The following is a 17,636-nucleotide window of genomic DNA, read 5'->3' on the forward strand; positions in this document are numbered from 1 at the left end:
TGCCCGGGAGAATAGCGGACAGGAAGGTTTCCTACCAGACTCCCGACTCCCCGTTCCCCGCCCCGACTTGAGGGGCCTCAGAGGCTGATGTGATACGCCTTGCGCAGGGTCTCGTGGACGGTCCAGGTCGTCCGGTCGCCCTCCCGCAGTACCGCCACGTCACCGGGGCCGATCTCCAGGGTGTCACCGCCCTCGACGGCGACGGTCGCGCGCCCGGAGACCACCACGAAGAGCTCGTTGGCCTCGGTGTCGGTGACGACGCCGGGCGTGATCTGCCAGATGCCGCGCAGCTGCTTGCCGTCGGCCGACTCCCACAGCACCTTGCCCGTCACCTCGGGCGTGCCGGAGACGATCTGGCCGGGGTCGAGGGGCTCGGCTTCGAGCTCCGCGTCGGGGATGTGCACGGCGAAGGAGGGGAGGTCATGAGTGGTCATGGGCGGTGACTGTAGCGGGGGTCCGGGGGCGTTCCGAGGCCGGGACCGGATGGAAGAACAGCCTCCGTTTCGGCCCCCACCAGGCGCGATACCAGGGACGCACGACGGCGACGAAATCCGCACCGGCCCTCCGGCGCGGCGCCCCAAGGGCGTCACGGCCGTCCCCGCCACCCCGGTCCGGCGGCCCGTCACGGATTCCGCAGGCGCCCGCCGGGGTGTGGCAGGAGGTCGCCAAGGAGGTTTGCGGGGCCGGTGAGCGCGCCAAGGAATGGGACATGTCCACACAGGTGTCCGAAGAGGTGCGGGAGGCGCTCCACGAGGGCCGGCCCGTCGTCGCGCTGGAATCGACGCTCATCGCCCACGGTCTGCCGCGCCCGCGCAACCTCGCCGTGGCGGCGGAGCTGGAGGAGTCGGTGCGGGCCGGGGGCGCCGTCCCCGCCACGATCGCGGTCGTCGACGGCACGGCCAGGATCGGCCTCGACCGGGCGGCCCTGACCCGGATCGCCGAGGACCCCTCGGTGCGGAAGCTGGGCCACCGCGACCTGGCCCCGGCCCTGGCGACCGGTGCGACGGGGGCGACGACGGTCTCGGCGACGGCCTGGCTCGCGGACGCGGCCGGCATACGGGTGTTCGCGACGGGCGGGCTCGGCGGCGTGCACCGGGAGTGGAGCGAGACGCAGGACGAGTCCGCCGACCTGCGGCTGCTCGCCCGGGTCGGGATCACGGTGGTGTGCGCCGGGGTCAAGTCGATCCTCGACGTGCCCGCGACGCTCCAGCGCCTGGAGACCCTGGGCGTGACGGTCGTCGGCTACGGCACGGAGCGCTTCCCCGGCTTCTACCTCTCCTCCTCGGGCGAGCCCGTCGACTGGACCCTGCGGACCCCGGAGGAGGTGGCGGGGGTGATACGGGCGCAGGACGCACTGACCGGCCCCCGGTCCGCGCTCGTCGTGGCCAACCCGGTGCCGGAGGCCGAGCAGTTGGATCCCGCGCTGCACGACCGGGTGCTCGCGCGGGGCCTCGCGGCGGCGAAGGAGAAGGGGATCACCGGCCAGGCGGTGACGCCGTTCCTCCTCGAATACCTGATGGTGCACACGGAAGGGGCGTCCCTGGAGGCCAACCTCGCGGCGGTACGGGGCAATGTGCGCCTCGCGGCGCGCATCGCGGGAGCGTACGCGTCGGGGGCGGGGCAGGGCTCCCAGGAGCCTGACTCCGCGGGCTCGGCAGCGACCGGCGCCGACGGCCGGTGACCGGGGGCGCGCTGCTCGTCGTCGGGGACGTGGTCACGGACGTCGTCGCCCGGCACCGGACCCCGCTCGCTCCCGCCACGGACACGGCGGCGGAGATCCGGACCCTCCCGGGCGGCGCCGGGGCCAACGCGGCCTGCTGGGCGGTGCGTTCCGGCTGCGACGAGGTGCGGCTGCTCGGCCGGGTGGGGACGGACGCGGCCGACTGGCACGAGCGGGCGCTGCGGAGGGCGGGCGTGCGCCCCCTGCTCGTGCCGGACGCGGACGCGGCGACGGCCACCGTGATCGCGCTCGTGGACGGCTCGGCGGAGCGCACCTTCCTGACCGACAGCGGCGCCGCGCTGCGCCTCTCCCCCGCCGACTGGTCGCCCGGACTGCTCGACGGCGTGGCCCGGCTGCACCTCTCGGGGTACCTGTTCTTCGCCGCGCCGAGCCGCGAGACGGCCTGCCGGGCGCTGCGGGACGCGCGGGAGGCGGGGGTCCCGGTGAGTGTGGACCCGGCGTCGGCGGGGTTCCTGGCGGAGCTGGGGGCGGACCGGTTCCTCGCGGCGGCGGAGGGCGCCGAGACGCTGCTGCCGAACGCGGACGAGGCCCGGTCGCTCACCGGCCGCGGCGAACCGGAGTCGGCGGCCGCGGAGTTGAGCCGGCGCTTCCCGCTGGTCGTGGTCACGCTCGGGGCGGCGGGCGCGCTGGTCGCCGAGGGCGGCGCGGTCACCGCACGGGTGGCGGCGCCCCCGGTGCGGCCGGTGGACTCGACGGGCGCGGGCGACGCGTTCACGGGGGCGTTCCTGGCGGCGCGGCTCGCGGGCGCGGACCCGGTGCGGGCCGCGGAGGAGGGCTGCCGCGCGGGCGCGGAGGCGGTCACCACGGTGGGCGGCAGACCCCCGGCCGGCCCGATCGGCCCGGCCTGATCGACCCGGCCTGACCGGCGGGAAACCCCGGAACCCCCTACGTCCGCAGGCCCGTCCAGGCCGGGTGGCGCGGGTCGTCGGCGCGCACGACGGCGTCCGCCGCCTCGGTGGGGCCGACCTCCATCTCGTACCGGGCGAAGGCGGGCAGGGTCCAGGACTCCTCCGTGCGCCGGGCGAGGGCGCCGGGCGAGAGGCGCAGGTGCACGGTGAGGTCGAAGGGGAACCAGTGGCCGAGCAGGAAGGGCCCGTGCAGCACGAGCACCCCGCGCGGCGGCAGCGTGACGTACGGGCTGCGGGTGGCGCGGTCCGTGACCGGGTCCCAGAGGTCGGGCAGCACGCGCCCGGTGCCGCCGGGGTCCAGCGGCCCGAAGACCTCCCGCCACAGGGCCCCGGTGTCGGTCCACCCGCTGTAGTACGCGTCGGGGTCCTGCCTCCCGTACTCGTACCGAAGGGAAGCGGGTCGCAGGAAGCCGCCGGTGCTCACGACCTGGACCGCCCGCCCGCGCGAGCGCAGCGCTTCGGCGAGGAGCCCGGCGAGTTCGCCGCCGGGCGCGGCGGGCGGACCGTCGATGCCCACCTTGAGCCAGTCGTCGCCCGCAGCGGCGGGGGACGCGTCGAGGTGACCGGCGAGCGTCTCCGCCAGCCGGTCCCAGGTGATCGCCTCGTATCGCATGCCGCCCATCCTGCCTGTCACACCCGCCCCTGACGTGTACCGGCCGACGTCTTCGGCCGTACGGTGACCTGGCCGAGCGGCTGACCGGCCTCGGCACCGAGGTGACGTGGGACGACGACTTCCCGGGCCACCGCCGCTTCTACGTCGCCGACTGCCACGGGAACCGGCTCGAATTCCTCTGCCCCGAGAAGTGACCTGCCGGGGTCGGCTTGACCTTGTCACTGGCGTCAGGGTTCGACCATCGGTCCATGGACACCACCACACCCACCAGGGTCGTCGTCGTCACCGGTGCGGGCACCGGCATCGGCCGGGCCACCGCGCGTTCCTTCGCCGGGCAGGGGGCGACGGTCGTCGCCGTCGGCCGCAGGACGGAGCCGCTGCGGGAGACCGCCGAGGGACATCCGGGCATCCACCCGTTCGCCGCCGACGTCACGGCGGAGGGCGCGGCCGAGGAGATCGTGCGCGCCGCGCTGACGGACCACGGCCGGATCGACGTCCTCGTCAACAACGCCGGGATCTCCGCCGGCGGCCCGCTCGGCACCCTCGACCGTTCCGTGATCACCCCGCTCCTGGAGACGAACCTCGTCGCCCCGGTCCTGCTCACGCAGGCGGCCGTCCCCGCGCTCCGGGAGTCCCGGGGCGTCGTGGTGAACGTGACGACGACGATCGGTCAGCGCGGCTGGCCCGCCAACTCCGTCTATCCGGCGACCAAGAGCGCCCTGGAGACCCTGACCCGCTGCTGGGCGGTGGAGCTCGCGCCGGCCGGCGTCCGGGTCGTGGCGGTCGCGCCCGGTGCGATCGAGACCCCGATCGCGGACCACATGGGCCTCACCCCGGAGCAGCGGAAGGCGGTACGGGCGTGGCAGCTCGCGCACACCCCGCTGGGGCGGGTCGGCAGGCCGGAGGAGGTCGCCTGGGCGATCACCTCGCTCGCCGCTCCGGACGCCGCCTTCCTGACCGGCACCGTCCTGCCCGTCGACGGGGGCGCGCTGGTCTCGTGATACGACTGCGCGAGGAGGTGGCGTCCTTGCGCATCGGTGAACTGGCCCGGCGGACCGGGGTGTCGGCCCGCGCCCTGCGGCACTACGAGCAGGCGGGGCTGATCACGTCGGCCCGCGCGGCCAACGGGTACCGGGTGTACGAGGAGATCGCCGTCGCGCGGGTGTCGAACATCCGGTACCTGCTGGACGCGGGGTTCACGCTGGACGACGTGGCCGCGTTCCGCACCTGTCTGGACGGGGACGTCTCGGCGGCCCCGCCGTCCGCCCGCGCCCTGGAGATCGCCCGCGAGCGCCTCGCCGTGATCGACGCTCGCATCGCGGCGCAGACGGCGGCCCGCGACCGGCTGGCGAAGGCGCTGGCCGCGCAGTCCTCCTGAGCTCGCCCCCTCGTCGCGCGGTCCTGCACCCGGCCCGACACGAGGATCTGCGCGACGCCCCGGGCAACGCCCGACCCGACAGCCGGCGCAACGGCCTGCGCGACGGCCTCGGCTCAGGCCGACGCCCCTGCCCGCACCGGTCGTTCGAGCGCCGCCCGTCCCGACTCGACCGCCTCCCCGAGCGTGAGCTCGCCCGCCGCGAGGGCCCGGCAGGTCGCCGCGTCGGTCCGCAGCCGGGCGTCCGGGGCCTCCACTCCTCCGTCCCCGTAGGCCACGTCCCCGTCGGCCCCGGTCCGTACGTGGAACTCGCCCTCGTCGAGGGTCACTTGGACGGTCCCCGCGCCGAGCTCGGCCAGCGCCCCGAGGAGCGGGATCGCGTACCAGTGGGCGCGGACGGCGTCGGTGGGCCGGGGCTCCCCGAGGTCGGGTGCGCCCCAGGCGGCGAGGGTGCGCAGGACGGGCAGCAGCTCGCGTCCGCGCGGGGTGAGCTCGTACACGTACGCCGAGGCGGGCGGGGGCAGTCGGCGCCGGGTGACCAGCTCGGCGCCCTCCATGTCCTTGAGGCGGCCGGCGAGCATGTCGGTGCTGACGCCGGGCAGGTCGGCGTGCAGGTCGGTGTAACGGCGCGGCCCGGCGAGGAGTTCGCGGACGACGAGCAGGGTCCAGCGGTCGCCGACGAGGTCGAGGGCGCGCGCGGCGGCGCAGTGCTGGTCGTAGCTGCGGCGGCGTGGCTGACGTGGCATGCGACGCAGTCTAGACATGTTGTTGGACTTTCCAAGCTCGAACTTGGTAAAACCAAGCAACACTGATTCCGGGGACCTGGGGAGGTCGGACATGGAGTTCCGGCAGTCGAGCAAGCTGAACGAGGTCTGCTACGAGATCCGCGGCCCGGTCATCGAGCACGCCAACGCGCTCGAGGAGGCGGGCCACAGCGTCCTGCGCCTCAACACCGGCAACCCGGCGCTCTTCGGCTTCGAGGCGCCCGAGGAGATCGTCCAGGACATGATCCGGATGCTCCCCAAGGCCCACGGCTACACCGACTCGCGCGGCATCCTCTCCGCCCGGCGCGCGGTCGCCCAGCGCTACCAGTCCATGGGCCTGCCGGACGTGGACGTCGACGACATCTTCCTCGGCAACGGCGTGTCCGAGCTGATCTCGATGGCCGTGCAGGCCCTCCTGGAGGACGGCGACGAGGTCCTCGTACCCGCCCCGGACTACCCGCTGTGGACGGCCGTGGTCACGCTCGCGGGCGGCAGGCCCGTGCACTACCTGTGCGACGAGTCCGCCGACTGGTACCCGGACCTCGACGACATGGCGTCGAAGATCACCGACCGCACCAAGGCCATCGTCGTCATCAACCCGAACAACCCCACGGGCGCCGTCTACCCGAAGGAGGTCCTGGAGGGGATCTTCGAACTCGCCCGCCGCCACGGCCTGATGGTCTTCGCCGACGAGATCTACGACCAGATCGTCTACGACGAGGTCGTCCACCACCCGGCTGCCTCCCTCGCCCCCGACCTGGTCGTCCTCACCTTCGGCGGCCTCTCCAAGACCTACCGGGTCGCGGGCTTCCGCTCCGGCTGGCTGGTCGTCACCGGCCCCAAGCAGCACGCGAAGAACTACCTGGAGGGCCTCACCATGCTGGCCTCCATGCGGCTCTGCCCCAATGCCCCCGCCCAGTACGCCATCCAGGCCGCGCTCGGCGGCCGGCAGTCCATCCACGAGCTGACCGCCCCGGGCGGCAGGCTGCGCGAACAGCGCGACCGGGCCTGGGAGAAGCTCAACGAGATCCCGGGCGTCTCCTGCGTGAAGCCGAAGGGCGCCCTGTACGCCTTCCCGCGCCTCGATCCCGCCGTGCACAAGATCCACGACGACGAGAAGTTCGTCCTCGACCTGCTGCTGCGGGAGAAGATCCAGGTCGTGCAGGGCACCGGCTTCAACTGGCCGCGCCCGGACCACTTCCGCATCCTGACCCTGCCGTACGCCGACGACCTCGACGCCGCGATCAGCCGCATCGGCCGCTTCCTGAGCGGCTACCGGCAGTGACGTCCGGCCCCTTCTGCTGTCATGATCTAGAGGTCTGAAGGCCGAGGGAGATGGGGAGGGCGGCCGGTCATGGATGCGGCGCTGATAGCCGTGGCGGGAACCCTGTTGGGCGTCGTCTTCACGCACTGGTTCCAGGGGCGGGCCACCGAGCGCACGGCCGCGCTCGCCCGCACCGAACAGCTCCGGCAGGAACGGATCGCGACCTACAGCGCCTTCGCGGGCGCGGTCGTCGACTACCGGCACAGCCAGAACGACCGCTGGTTCCGGGCGCGCCGGCAGCCCGGCTCGGAGGAGGCGGAGGAGTCCCGGCACGCCTCCTACCGGCAGCGCACCGCCGCCCGGCAGGCCCTCTTCCGCGTCCAGCTGGTGTGCGACGACCCGGAGGTCCGCCGCCTCGCCGAGGCGGCCTTCGTGGACTCCCACTGCATGCACGAGGCGGTCGACGAGGCGGACCGCGCCCGCCGCTCCGAACAGGCGAAGGAGGCGCTCGCCGTGTTCATCGCCGCCGCCGCGCCCGGCATCCGCTGATCGGAGACCGGCCGTGGACCTCGTCGCACCCGTCGTCGTCGAACCGCTCAAGCGCCGCCGCTGCTCGGAATGCCACCGGGGGCCGCTGGAGCGGATGATCCTCGAGTTCAACGCGCCGGTCTGCCTGGACTGCGCCGATCTCGGCCATCTGGTCTTCCTGCGCCGGGGCGACACGGCGCTCACCCGCCGCGCCCGCGAGGCCAGCACGCTCTGGGCCGTGGTCGTACGGCACAACCGGCGCCGTACCCGGTACGAGCGCCAGGGCCTGCTCGTCGAGGAGGCCGCCCTCGCCGAGGCCGAGCGGGCCTGCCTGGCGGACGCGGACGCGCGGGCCGCGCGGCGGGCCCGGGACGCGGTGCGGCGCGCGGCCCTGGACGCCGAGATCACCGAGGTCCTCCGAGCGGAGATCCTGCGGCTCTTCCCGTCCATCCCGGCGGACCGGGCCACGGAGATCGCCGTCCACGCCTCGGCGAAGGGCAGCGGACGGGTGGGGCGCACGGCCGCGGGCCGCTCGCTCGACCGCGGCGCGGTCACCGCCGCGGTACGAGCCTCCGTACGGCATGTCGACACGCCGTACGACTCCCTGCTGATGCAAGGGGTTCCCCGGCACCAGGCCCGGACGAGGATCGCACCCGCCATCGAGGCGGTGCTCCGGACCTGGCGTCAGGGCGGCGGGGCCGCGAGCGGCCTGGAACACGGCTGACGGCTCGGGCGTCAGCCGTGTCGGCCGGGCCGCGTGGGGCGGACCCTCAGGCCTGGTCGCCGGCGCGGCGTGCGCGGCGGTACAGCAGGGCGCCGCCGAGGAGCAGCGCGGCGCTCGCGGGAGCGGCGTAGCCCATGGCGTCCGAACCCGTGGCGGCCAGCGAGGCCGTGCTCGTCTCGCCCAGCGGCACGGGGGCCGGGGCGACCGGGGCGGCCGGGGTCACGGACTCGGCGTGCGGCGCCGGTACGTTCCGCACGGGGGTCTGCGGGCGCGGCGTCGGCGTCTCGATCGGCTGCTCGGGCTTCGCGGGGCCGTTGACCGAGGTGTTGCCGAAGACCGGGTTGCCGATGCCGACCACGTTGGCCGAGTTCCCGCTGATGTTCACGGGCAGGTCGACGGGCAGCTGGAGGCCGTTCCCGGAGAGCACGCCCGGGGATCCCTCGGCGCGGGTCTCGGCGGTGGAGCCACCGCCGTTGGAGGAGCCGCCCCCGTGGGAGCCGCCGGTCTGGGAGCCGCCGGCCTGCTCCCCGCCGCGCGGGGTGCCGGGCTGGTCCTTGTGGGAGTGGCTGCCGCCCTCGTCCCCGTAGCCCCCGGTCTCGGGCGCGGCGGAACGGTTGGCACAGCCGTTTCCGAAGGCCGGGTTGAGCAGCCCGACGACGTTGACCGTGTTGCCGCAGACGTTGACCGGCACGTGCACCGGCAGCTGGAGCGTGTTGCCGGAGCCGACTCCCGGTGAACCGACCGCGGCGCCCTGGGCGCCGGCGTCGGCGTGCGCGGCGCCCGCCGAGAGGGCGAGCGCTCCGCCCGTGACCAACAGTGTGGCCAGACCACTTCGGCGAATCTGCCTCATGGCTTCCTGCCTTCCGGAGGTGTACACGGGCAAGTGCCCGTACCGGAATCAACGCGACAAACGTGGGTGCCGGATCCAGCCGTTGACGGGTTTCACTCCATCGAGTGGGACTCCGTTCGGGTGTCGGGTCAACACCGGTCGACGCCTGTTCGTATCTCCCAACGCCCGTCAGCGGCCCAGGAGATCGGTGAGGGCGCCGACCGGATCCGGGTCGGGGGTGCCGCGCGGCCACCAGTCCTCACGGCCGGCGTCCGACTCGTACCCGTACCAGAGGCCGTCCCGGCCGAGCCGGAGCTGGAGGGACTCCCCGGAGAGCCGGTTGCGCCAGGGTCGGAAGGCCGGGAAGTCGGCGGCGAGCAGCGCGGGTCTGGCCCGGTCGAACGGCCCGGCCGGCGGGTCCCAGGGCTCTTCGAGGACGGCGAGGCCGGCGGCGCCGCCCTGGCGCCAGGCGGCGACGGCGCGGGCGAGGTCCGTGGGCGTGCGGTCGAGGGCGTGCGCCAGGTCGCGGTAGAGCGCACGGGACGAGGCGGTGAGTCCGGACCCGGGGTGCGCGGCGGCCAGCCGGACCGCGTCCTGCCAGGGGCTGAGCGCGGCGACCGGGTCGTGGCCGGTGGCGAGGAAGGTGTGGGCACGGGCGGCGGCCTCGGTGGCCAGGAGGTCGAGGGCGAGCGGATCGGGGGCTGCCGGGTCCGGCGGGAAGACGGCCGGCCGGCCGGGCCGGTCCGGGACCGGCAGCTCGGGCGGCAGCGGCGGGAGCCCGGCCCCGGTGGCCGCGTCGAGCGCGATCCGGGCGGGGACCGTGGGCATCGGCGGGGCGGCCGCGCCCGTCTCGGCGGCGCCCTGGGCGGCATTGCGCCGGGTGAGTTCGGCGAGGAGCTCCTGCTCGCCGCGGCCGCGCATCAGGAAGAGGACGAACGGGTCCTCGTCGAGGAGCCGGGCGGCCTGGTAGCAGAGGGCGGCGGCGTGCTTGCAGGGGTAACCGTCGTCCGGGCAGGAGCAGTCGGGGACGAGGTCGCCGGGCGCGGGCAGCAGTCCGGTGACCGCCTCCAGGGCGTGCGGCACGTCCTTGTCGAGGAGGGCGGCGATGTGGTCGGGGCGGGCGGCGGCCTCGTCGAGGAAGCGCTCCCAGCCGTCGTCGCCGAGGGTCCGCATCCTGATCTCGGTGCGGTACGGGCGGGGCCGGGTGCCGTGGACGTAGGCGACGACCCGGCCGGGGGTGACCGTGATCGCGTCGACGTGGCCGCGCCCCGCGTACGCCTTGCCGCGCGCGAGCCGGGCCGGGTCGAGGGCGGTGTCCTCCAGGGCCGCGACCCAGGCGTTACCCCACCAGGTGGCGGCGAACCGGCCGTCGGGGGCCGAGCGCGGCGCGACCTGCGGGAAGCTGCGTCGGCGGTCGTCGTGGCGGGGGGCGGCGCCTCGAGCGCCCCTTGCGCGGTTCACGAGGGCCTCCTCAGGGACACCAGGTCGGCGAGCTCCCGGTCGGTGAGTTCGGTGAGGGCGGCCTCGCCGGAGCCGAGGACGGCATCGGCGAGGGCCCGCTTGGCGCGGAGCATCTCGGCGATGCGGTCCTCGACGGTGCCCTCGGCGACGAGCCGGTGGACCTGCACCGGCTGGGTCTGCCCGATGCGGTAGGCCCGGTCGGTGGCCTGTTCCTCGACGGCCGGGTTCCACCAGCGGTCGTAGTGGACGACGTGGCCGGCCCGGGTGAGGTTGAGGCCGGTGCCCGCGGCCTTGAGGGAGAGCAGGAAGACGGGGACCTCGCCGGCCTGGAAGCGGTCGACCATCCGCTCCCGCTCGGCCACCGGGGTGCCGCCGTGCAGGAGTTGGGCCGGGATGCCGCGCGCGGCCAGGTGGTCGGCGAGGAGCCGCGCCATCGACACGTACTGGGTGAAGACGAGGACGGACCCGTCCTCGGCGAGGATCGTGTCGAGGAGCTCGTCGAGCAGGGCGAGCTTTCCGGAGCGGCCGGCCAGGCGCCCGGTGCCGCTGCCGCGCGGGGACTGCTCCTTGAGGTACTGCGCGGGGTGGTTGCAGATCTGCTTGAGGGAGGTCAGCAGGCTCATGACGAGGCCCCGGCGGGCCATGCCCTCGGCGCCCTCGATCCGCGCCATGGTCTCGCGGACCACCGCCTCGTAGAGCGAGGCCTGTTCCCTGGTGAGGGCGACGGGATGGTCGGACTCCGTCTTGGGCGGGAGTTCGGGGACGATGCCGGGGTCGGACTTGCGGCGGCGCAGCAGGAAGGGCCGCACGAGCCGGGCGAGCCGCTCGACGGCCTCCTCGTGCTCGATCTCCTCGTGGTTCTCCACGGCCCGGGCGTGGCGGGAGCGGAAGGCCTTGAGCGGGCCGAGGAGGCCGGGGGTGGTCCAGTCGAGGAGCGCCCAGAGTTCGGAGAGGTTGTTCTCCACGGGGGTGCCGGTGAGGGCGACCCTGGCGGGGGCGGGGATCTCGCGGAGCGCCTTGGCGGTCGCGGAGAACGGGTTCTTGACGTGCTGCGCCTCGTCGGCGACGACCATCCCCCATTCCCGCTCGGCCAGTCGGGCGGCGCTGGTGCGCAGGGTGCCGTAGGTGGTGAGGACGAAGCCGCCCTCGGTGCCGCCGAGGTCCCGGTCGGTGCCGTGGAAGCGCCGGACGGGCACGTCGGGGGCGAACTTCCGCACCTCCCGCTGCCAGTTGCCGAGGAGGGAGGCCGGGCAGACGACGAGGGTGGGGGCGCGGCGGGCGCGGCGCAGGTGGAGCGCGATGAGGGTGACGGTCTTGCCGAGGCCCATGTCGTCGGCGAGGCAGCCGCCGAGGCCGAGCGAGGTCATCAGGTCCAGCCAGGCGAGGCCGCGGAGCTGGTAGTCGCGCAGGGTGGCGGTGAGGCCGGGCGGGGCCTGCACGTCCTCGGGGCCGGCCAGGAGCCGGTCGCGGAGCGCGGCGAGCGCCCCGACGGGGACGGCGGGGACGGACTCGCCGTCCACCTCGGCGGTGCCGGTGAGCGCGGCGGCGAGGGCGTCGACCGGTTCGAGCAGGCCGAGTTCGCGCTTGCGCGCCTTGCGGACGAGGGCGGGGTCGACGACGACCCACTGGTCGCGGAGGCGCACGATGGGCCGGTGGGCCTCGGCGAGGAGGTCCATCTCGCGCTCGGTGAGCGGATCGCCGTCGAGGGCCAGCTGCCAGTTGAAGCGCAGGAGCTCCTCGCTGTCGAAGAAGGAGGTGCCGTCGGTGGCGGAGCCGGGCGCGGCCTGGGCGGGGCGGACGACGGCGGAGGCGCTGAGCGAGCGGGCGAGCTCGCGCGGCCAGTGGAGGGCGACCCCGGCGTCGGCGAGCCGGGCCGCGGCGGGGCCGAGCAGTTCGTACAGCTCGTCCTCGGTGACGGCGAGGACGTCGGGCACGTCCCGCTCCAGGAGCCGGGAGAGCGGGGGCCAGACGCGGGCGGCCCGGCGCAGGGCGAGGACGGCGTCGATCCGGGCGCGGGGCCCGAAGTGCTCGCCGTCCCCCGCCCACAGGTCCACGGCGTCGATGACGAGGGTCGGGTCGGCGAGGCTGTGGATCTGGAGGAGCGCGGCGGCGGCGTGACGGTCCCCGCCCTCCCCCTCACGGTCCGGGGCGTCGAAGAGCTCGTACGGCGACAGATCGAGGCGGAGCGAGACCCGCACCCCCGCGTCCATCCCGGCCGCCGCCTCGGCGGCCCAGGCACGCGCGCGGGGCAGGTGCTGCGGGGCGCGCGCCGCGAACGGCGCGCCGACCGCGTGGGCGGCGGCCGGGGTGCGGGGCAGCGTGTCGGCGACCGCGTCGAGGAAGGAGCGCACGAGGGCCTCGGGCTCGGGCAGCCGCAGCGGACCGCGCCCCGGCACCGGCACGGCGTACCCCTCGTACGGCAGGGCGGCGGCGACGGCCCGCAGATGGGCGATGTCCTCGGCGTCCAGGGGGCCGGCCCGCCAGGCGTCCAGGTCGTCGGCGGTCAGCCCCGGCAGCAGCCGCCCGCGCGCGGCGAGGTGCAGGGCGTGCAGGGCGGCGGCGCCCCAGCCGGCGGTGGCGGGGTGCGCGGCAGGGTGGTGGCGGGCCGCGACGAGGTGCGGCAGGGCGGCCTCGACGGGCAGGGTCACGGCGGGCACGGCACGACCCCGGGCGCCGCTGCCGTGGCGCCGGGCCACGGTCAGCTCGACCCGCTCCGCCCCGCTCGCCGCCGGGTCCGGCAGCGCACCGCCGTCGGGGGCCCAGAAGGCGACCCGGCCGTCACGGGGAAGGGCGGCCGGCAGGAAGACGGCGGCGCTGGTCATCCAGGTGTGTGCCACGGCTCCGCTCTCCTCCCCCTCTGTGTCGTGCTCCGTGTCGTGTCCCGACTGGATCTCCGACCTTACGGGTGGGGTCTGACAACGGATGCCGGGCGGTTCCCCCGGGCGGCCCAACAACGGATGACAGCCGTGCCCGCGGGCGGCATGGTGGCCTGAAACGACACGACAGAAGAGGATTCCGCCATGTCCGTTCGCCGGCGTCTCACGACCGCCACCGGGGCCGTGCTGCTCACTCTCGCCGTCGCGGGCTGCTCGGGCCTCGGCCGCAGCGCCGTGGGCACGATCTCGTACGAGACGGAACGCGAGCTGCTGGTGACCGTGACGAGCCCCTCGGTGAAGGGCTGCCACCTCCTCGCGCCGTCGGGTGTCACCAAGGTCGAGAACAACTCCCTGGTCGACATCGTGATGTACCGGACCCGCAACTGTCAGGGGAAGAACTCCATCTACGTGCCCACCAAGACCGGGAACCAAATCGCTCCGGACACCCTGCCCTGGCGCAGCTACAGCGTCGTCCACTAGGCGACAAGCGCCCTTCGGCGGGCGTTCCGTTTCCCCCACCCCGGGTACATGCTGGATGTGACCTCGGGGCTCCGAGGGGAGATGCGACCGTCATGCGTACCGGGAACGAGCCGGCGACCGCGCGCAGCGCTCTGCGCCTGCGGTTCTGGCTGAGCGTGTGGGGGCTGCTCTGGGCGGTCTTCGGGACGACCGTGTTCTCCCTGCTTGGACGCCCCGGCTGGGCGGCGGCCTGCGGAGTGCTGTTCCTGGTGGTCACGGTCGACCTGGCGGTGGTGCTGCACCACATCCACCAGGGCCCGCACTGGCAGCCGGGCCGGAGCATCCCCCCGTACGAACCCGATCACGGCAACCCGCGACGCTGACGCCCCGCCTCGCCCCCGCTCAGTTCTGCGTGTCGAAGCCCGCCGCCTGGAGGTACTCCGGCTTGGGGTCGAGCGCGGCGGCGAGCCGGAAGTGCCGCATGGCCTGGGCGGTCTTCCCGGAGCGTTCGAAGGTGCGGGCCAGCGCGAAGTGGGCGAAGGCGTTGTCCGGCTCGCGCTCCAGGACCAGCTCGAACTCCAGCTGCGCCGGGCGGAGCTGCGCGGCGGCGAAGAACGCGCGGGCGCGCAGCAGGCGCGCGGCCGTGTTCTCGGGATGGGCGGCGATCACCGAGTCCAGCAGCTTCACGGCCCCGCGAGGGTCCCGCACGGCCAGCAGGTGCTCGGCGGCGCGGAAGTCGATGACGTGCGTTTCCGGGTTGCTGTCGGCCACGATGGCATCCTTCCCCTCGATCCGGTGGTTGAACACCGGATCGAGGGGACCGCATTCCGCCGCTACTCCCCGGCGGCGGCCTTCGCGCGGCGCTCCAGGTCCTCCCAGACCTTCCGCACCTGGGGTTCGAGCGCGTCGAGCGGCCCGTCGTTGTCGATCACGAGGTCCGCGACGGCCAGCCGTTGCGCGCGCGTGGCCTGGGCCGCCATCCGGGCCTCGGCCTCGGACGCCGCCATGCCCCGGAGCCGTACGAGCCGGTCGAGCTGGGTCTTCGGGGACGCGTCCACGACCACGACCAGGTCGTACAGCGGCGCGAGCCCGTTCTCGGTGAGCAGGGGTACGTCGTGGACGACGACGTCGCCGGCGCCCGCGCGGCTCTCCAGCTCCGCCGACCGGGCCCCGACCAGGGGGTGCACGATGGCGTTGAGGGTGGCCAGGCGGTCGGCGTCGGCGAACACGATGGAGCCGAGCTTCGGCCGGTCGAGCGTCCCCTCCGCGGTGAGGACGTCGTCCCCGAAGGCCGCCACGACGGCCGCGAGCCCCGGGGTCCCGGGCTCGACGACCTCGCGCGCGATCCGGTCCGCGTCGATCAGTACGGCTCCGTACGAGACGAGCAGCCGTGACACTTCGCTCTTGCCGGCGCCGATCCCGCCGGTCAGGCCCACCTTCAGCATGAGCGGCAGCTTAGGGCCTGCCCCGGTGGGGCTAGGAGTCGCCCTCCCGCTCCGCGAGGAAGCGCTCGAACTCGCGGCCCAGCTCGTCGGCGGACGGCAGGTCGACCGGCTCGGCGACCAGGCTGCCGCGCGTCTCGGCGCCGGCAGCCGCGTCGTACTGGTGCTCGAGGCCCTGCACGAGCGCGACCAGCTCCTCGTCGCCCTCGCCGATCTGGCGGTCGATCTCGGTCTGGGTGCGGCGGGCCTCGGTCCGCAGGGAGTGGGCGACGCCGGGGAGGACGAGGCCGGTGGCGGCGGTGACGGCCTCCAGGGCGGTCAGGGCCGCGTCCGGGTACGGGGACCGGGCCACGTAGTGCGGGACGTGGGCGGCGACGCCGAGGGTGTCGTGGCCGGCTTCGGTGAGCCGGTACTCGACGAGGGACTCGGCGCTGCCGGGGACCTGGGCCTCGTCGAAGGGGCTGCGGTGGCCGGGCATGAGGTCGGTGCGGCTGCCGTGCGGGGTGAGGCCGACCGGGCGGGTGTGCGGCACGCCCATGGGGATGCCGTGGAAGTTGACGGAGAGGCGCACGCCGAGGCGCTCGACGATCTGCCGGACGGCGACGGCGAACCGCTCCCACTCCACGTCCGGCTCCGGGCCGGAGAGGACGAGGAAGGGCGCGCCGGTGGCGTCCTGTACGAGGCGGACCTCGATGGACGGCGTCTCGTACGCGGTCCAGCGGTCGCGCCGGAAGGTCAGCAGCGGGCGGCGGGCCCGGTAGTCCACGAGCCGGTCGTGGTCGAAGCGGGCCACCAGCTGGTGCGGGAGGGTGTCGAGCAGCCGGTCGATGATCTGCTCACCGGTCTCGCCCGCGTCGATGTAGCCGTCGAAGTGGTACAGCATGACCAGCCCGGCCGACTCCTGCGCCAGGGCCAGGTCGACGACGGCCACGCCCTTCGGGTCCCATTCGTACAAATCCTGGGGATCAAGCACGATTACCGCTCCTCCTCGTGTTCTCTCTGGAAACGCCGGGCGCGGCACGGCCATTCCCGGGTCGCGCGATCTTCCGGAGAACGAGTACGGAAACGACCGAGGCCCGCTCCCCCGAAGGGGAACGGGCCTCGATTCACCAGCGACTAGCGCTCAGCGGAGAGCCTGTTCAGCTCTGGCCGCCGGCGAGCTTCTCGCGGAGGGCGGCGAGCGCCTCGTCCGACGCCAGGGCGCCGGAGTTGTCGTCCGACTCCGAGGAGTACGAACCACCCGAGATGCCCGCACCGGCGTTGCCGGCGGCCGGGGCGGCAGCGCCCTCGGCAGCGGCGGCCTCGTCGGCCTCGCGGGACTTGATGACCTGAGCCTGGTGCTGCTCGAAGCGAGCCTGCGCCTCGGCGTACTGGGTCTCCCAGGCCTCGCGCTGAGCCTCGTAGCCCTCGAGCCAGTCGTTGGTCTCGGGGTCGAAGCCCTCGGGGTAGATGTAGTTGCCCTGGTCGTCGTAGGACGCGGCCATGCCGTACAGGGTCGGGTCGAACTCGACCGAGGCCGGGTCGGCACCGAAGGACTCGTTGGCCTGCTTCAGCGAGAGGCTGATGCGACGACGCTCGAGGTCGATGTCGATGACCTTGACGAAGATCTCGTCGTTGACCTGGACGACCTGCTCCGGGATCTCCACGTGGCGCTCGGCCAGCTCGGAGATGTGGACCAGACCCTCGATGCCCTCGTCCACGCGGACGAACGCACCGAACGGAACCAGCTTGGTGACCTTACCCGGGACGACCTGACCGATCTGGTGGGTCCGGGCGAACTGCTGCCACGGGTCCTCCTGCGTCGCCTTCAGCGACAGGGAGACGCGCTCGCGGTCCATGTCCACGTCGAGAACCTCGACGGTGACCTCCTGGCCGACCTCGACAACCTCGGACGGGTGGTCGATGTGCTTCCAGGACAGCTCGGAGACGTGCACGAGGCCGTCGACGCCACCCAGGTCCACGAAGGCACCGAAGTTGACGATCGAGGACACGACGCCGGAGCGGACCTGACCCTTCTGGAGGGTCGTGAGGAAGGTCTGGCGAACCTCGGACTGGGTCTGCTCGAGCCAGGCGCGGCGGGACAGGACCACGTTGTTGCGGTTCTTGTCCAGCTCGATGATCTTGGCCTCGAGCTCCTTGCCCACGTAGGGCTGGAGGTCGCGGACACGACGCATCTCGACGAGGGAGGCCGGCAGGAAGCCACGGAGGCCGATGTCGAGGATGAGACCACCCTTGACGACCTCGATGACGGTACCGGTGACGATGCCGTCCTCTTCCTTGATCTTCTCGATGGTGCCCCAGGCACGCTCGTACTGGGCGCGCTTCTTCGAGAGGATCAGGCGGCCTTCCTTGTCCTCCTTCTGGAGAACCAGGGCCTCGATCTCGTCGCCGACCTTGACGACCTCGTTCGGGTCGACGTCGTGCTTGATCGAGAGCTCGCGGCTCGGGATGACACCTTCGGTCTTGTAACCGATGTCGAGCAGGACCTCGTCCCGGTCGACCTTCACGATGACGCCGTCGACGATGTCGCCGTCGTTGAAGTACTTGATCGTCTCGTCGATCGCGGCGAGGAAGGCTTCCTCGTTACCGATGTCGTTGACCGCAACCTGCGGGGTGGTGGCGGTGGTCTCGGTGCTGCTCGTCATGTGGGAA

The 17,636-nt window shown here is 73.8% G+C and carries 19 protein-coding genes; 9 read left to right on the plus strand and 10 right to left on the minus strand.

Annotated elements, in window-relative coordinates; translation table 11 throughout:
- Window positions 1-77 precede the first annotated feature (77 nt).
- Window positions 78-434, minus strand: coding sequence for a cupin domain-containing protein (locus SVTN_RS09485; RefSeq protein ID WP_041128679.1), 357 nt, complete (start codon window positions 432-434; stop codon window positions 78-80).
- Window positions 435-709: 275 nt separating this feature from the next.
- Between SVTN_RS09485 and SVTN_RS09490 the strand changes: the two genes are divergently transcribed.
- Together SVTN_RS09490 and SVTN_RS09495 are read left to right on the plus strand one after the other, a co-directional pair.
- The gene (locus tag SVTN_RS09490; RefSeq protein WP_078908272.1) at window positions 710-1,681 is read left to right on the plus strand and encodes a pseudouridine-5'-phosphate glycosidase; all 972 of its coding nucleotides are present in this window, start codon (window positions 710-712) and stop codon (window positions 1,679-1,681) included.
- Window positions 1,678-2,589: a carbohydrate kinase family protein gene (locus tag SVTN_RS09495; RefSeq protein WP_041128680.1), complete on the plus strand. Its 912-nt coding sequence runs from the start codon at window positions 1,678-1,680 to the stop codon at window positions 2,587-2,589. Before SVTN_RS09490 ends, SVTN_RS09495 begins: the two co-directional genes overlap by 4 nt.
- 37 nt (window positions 2,590-2,626) lie before the next feature.
- Here SVTN_RS09495 and SVTN_RS09500 read toward each other — a convergent pair whose 3' ends face one another.
- Window positions 2,627-3,262, minus strand: a complete 636-nt coding sequence (locus SVTN_RS09500; protein ID WP_041133731.1) for a nucleoside/nucleotide kinase family protein — start codon at window positions 3,260-3,262, stop codon at window positions 2,627-2,629.
- A gap of 248 nt (window positions 3,263-3,510) precedes the next feature.
- On the opposite strand from SVTN_RS09500, the gene SVTN_RS09510 reads away from it, so the two are divergent.
- On the plus strand, window positions 3,511-4,263 hold the full coding sequence (locus tag SVTN_RS09510) for an SDR family NAD(P)-dependent oxidoreductase (protein ID WP_041128681.1): 753 nt from the start codon (window positions 3,511-3,513) through the stop codon (window positions 4,261-4,263).
- A 26-nt stretch (window positions 4,264-4,289) separates the two neighbouring features.
- Window positions 4,290-4,640: a MerR family transcriptional regulator gene (locus tag SVTN_RS09515; RefSeq protein WP_041128682.1), complete on the plus strand. Its 351-nt coding sequence runs from the start codon at window positions 4,290-4,292 to the stop codon at window positions 4,638-4,640.
- 113 nt (window positions 4,641-4,753) lie between these two features.
- On the opposite strand, the gene SVTN_RS09520 is transcribed toward SVTN_RS09515, so the two are convergent.
- Entirely contained in the window at window positions 4,754-5,383 is a 630-nt protein-coding gene (locus SVTN_RS09520; RefSeq protein WP_041128683.1) for a winged helix-turn-helix transcriptional regulator, read from the minus strand.
- 91 nt (window positions 5,384-5,474) lie between these two features.
- Between SVTN_RS09520 and SVTN_RS09525 the strand changes: the two genes are divergently transcribed.
- The 3 genes from SVTN_RS09525 to SVTN_RS09535 all read left to right on the plus strand — a co-directional run bounded on the left by SVTN_RS09525 (window position 5,475) and on the right by SVTN_RS09535 (window position 7,917).
- Window positions 5,475-6,686, plus strand: coding sequence for a pyridoxal phosphate-dependent aminotransferase (locus SVTN_RS09525; protein ID WP_041128684.1), 1,212 nt, complete (start codon window positions 5,475-5,477; stop codon window positions 6,684-6,686).
- Window positions 6,687-6,755: 69 nt separating this feature from the next.
- Entirely contained in the window at window positions 6,756-7,214 is a 459-nt protein-coding gene (locus tag SVTN_RS09530) for a hypothetical protein (protein WP_041128685.1), read from the plus strand.
- Between the two features lie 13 nt (window positions 7,215-7,227).
- A complete protein-coding gene (locus tag SVTN_RS09535; protein ID WP_041128686.1) occupies window positions 7,228-7,917 on the plus strand; it encodes a DUF2293 domain-containing protein in 690 nt (229 codons plus the stop codon).
- A 46-nt stretch (window positions 7,918-7,963) separates the two neighbouring features.
- On the opposite strand, the gene SVTN_RS09540 is transcribed toward SVTN_RS09535, so the two are convergent.
- The 3 genes from SVTN_RS09540 to SVTN_RS09550 form a co-directional block, all read right to left on the minus strand.
- A complete protein-coding gene (locus SVTN_RS09540; protein WP_041128687.1) occupies window positions 7,964-8,767 on the minus strand; it encodes a chaplin in 804 nt (267 codons plus the stop codon).
- A 168-nt stretch (window positions 8,768-8,935) separates the two neighbouring features.
- The gene (locus SVTN_RS09545) at window positions 8,936-10,207 is read right to left on the minus strand and encodes an SWIM zinc finger family protein (RefSeq protein ID WP_041128688.1); all 1,272 of its coding nucleotides are present in this window, start codon (window positions 10,205-10,207) and stop codon (window positions 8,936-8,938) included.
- Window positions 10,204-13,029, minus strand: coding sequence for a DEAD/DEAH box helicase (locus tag SVTN_RS09550; RefSeq protein WP_041128689.1), 2,826 nt, complete (start codon window positions 13,027-13,029; stop codon window positions 10,204-10,206). The genes SVTN_RS09545 and SVTN_RS09550 overlap by 4 nt, the downstream gene beginning before the upstream one ends.
- 198 nt (window positions 13,030-13,227) lie before the next feature.
- Between SVTN_RS09550 and SVTN_RS09555 the strand changes: the two genes are divergently transcribed.
- Both SVTN_RS09555 and SVTN_RS09560 read left to right on the plus strand, forming a co-directional pair.
- Complete coding sequence (locus SVTN_RS09555) at window positions 13,228-13,563, plus strand: hypothetical protein (RefSeq protein ID WP_041128690.1); 336 nt, start codon at window positions 13,228-13,230, stop codon at window positions 13,561-13,563.
- A gap of 92 nt (window positions 13,564-13,655) precedes the next feature.
- Window positions 13,656-13,925, plus strand: a complete 270-nt coding sequence (locus SVTN_RS09560; RefSeq protein ID WP_041128691.1) for a DUF6343 family protein — start codon at window positions 13,656-13,658, stop codon at window positions 13,923-13,925.
- Between the two features lie 19 nt (window positions 13,926-13,944).
- On the opposite strand, the gene SVTN_RS09565 is transcribed toward SVTN_RS09560, so the two are convergent.
- The 4 genes from SVTN_RS09565 to rpsA all read right to left on the minus strand — a co-directional run bounded on the left by SVTN_RS09565 (window position 13,945) and on the right by rpsA (window position 17,629).
- Complete coding sequence (locus tag SVTN_RS09565) at window positions 13,945-14,313, minus strand: tetratricopeptide repeat protein (protein ID WP_041133733.1); 369 nt, start codon at window positions 14,311-14,313, stop codon at window positions 13,945-13,947.
- 62 nt (window positions 14,314-14,375) lie between these two features.
- Window positions 14,376-14,987: a dephospho-CoA kinase gene (gene coaE, locus SVTN_RS09570; protein WP_041128692.1), complete on the minus strand. Its 612-nt coding sequence runs from the start codon at window positions 14,985-14,987 to the stop codon at window positions 14,376-14,378.
- A 31-nt stretch (window positions 14,988-15,018) separates the two neighbouring features.
- Entirely contained in the window at window positions 15,019-15,957 is a 939-nt protein-coding gene (locus SVTN_RS09575) for a PAC2 family protein (RefSeq protein ID WP_041128693.1), read from the minus strand.
- 166 nt (window positions 15,958-16,123) lie between these two features.
- Window positions 16,124-17,629, minus strand: a complete 1,506-nt coding sequence (gene rpsA / locus SVTN_RS09580; protein WP_030692649.1) for a 30S ribosomal protein S1 — start codon at window positions 17,627-17,629, stop codon at window positions 16,124-16,126.
- Window positions 17,630-17,636 lie beyond the last annotated feature (7 nt).

Source organism: Streptomyces vietnamensis (assembly GCF_000830005.1).
GTDB lineage: Bacteria > Actinomycetota > Actinomycetes > Streptomycetales > Streptomycetaceae > Streptomyces > Streptomyces vietnamensis.